The organism is Paucilactobacillus vaccinostercus DSM 20634, assembly GCF_001436295.1.
Taxonomy (GTDB): domain Bacteria; phylum Bacillota; class Bacilli; order Lactobacillales; family Lactobacillaceae; genus Paucilactobacillus; species Paucilactobacillus vaccinostercus.
The window spans coordinates 1-283 of sequence record NZ_AYYY01000048.1; the positions used below are offsets into that span (position 1 = coordinate 1).

Here is a 283-nt window from a genome sequence, read left to right on the forward strand (position 1 = left end):
ACCATCGACCTCACGCTTATCAGGCGTGCGCTCTAACCAGCTGAGCTATAGGCCCATTAAAGCGGGTGACGAGAATCGAACTCGCGACAACAGCTTGGAAGGCTGTGGTTTTACCACTGAACTACACCCGCATATTAATGGTTATTGCTAATGGCGCGGGACGGAATCGAACCGCCGACACACGGAGCTTCAATCCGTTGCTCTACCAACTGAGCTACCGAGCCATAACGGTCCGTACGAGACTCGAACTCGTGATCTCCTGCGTGACAGGCAGGCGTCCTAA

The 283-nt window shown here is 54.1% G+C and carries 2 tRNA genes; both read right to left on the reverse strand.

The features are described 5' to 3' along the window. Positions 1–60: 60 nt before the first annotated feature. Positions 61–131: transfer RNA gene (locus tag FC26_RS08620), tRNA-Gly, on the reverse strand. Between the two features lie 20 nt (positions 132–151). After that, a tRNA-Phe gene (locus tag FC26_RS08625) sits at positions 152–224 on the reverse strand. Positions 225–283: the final 59 nt, after the last annotated feature.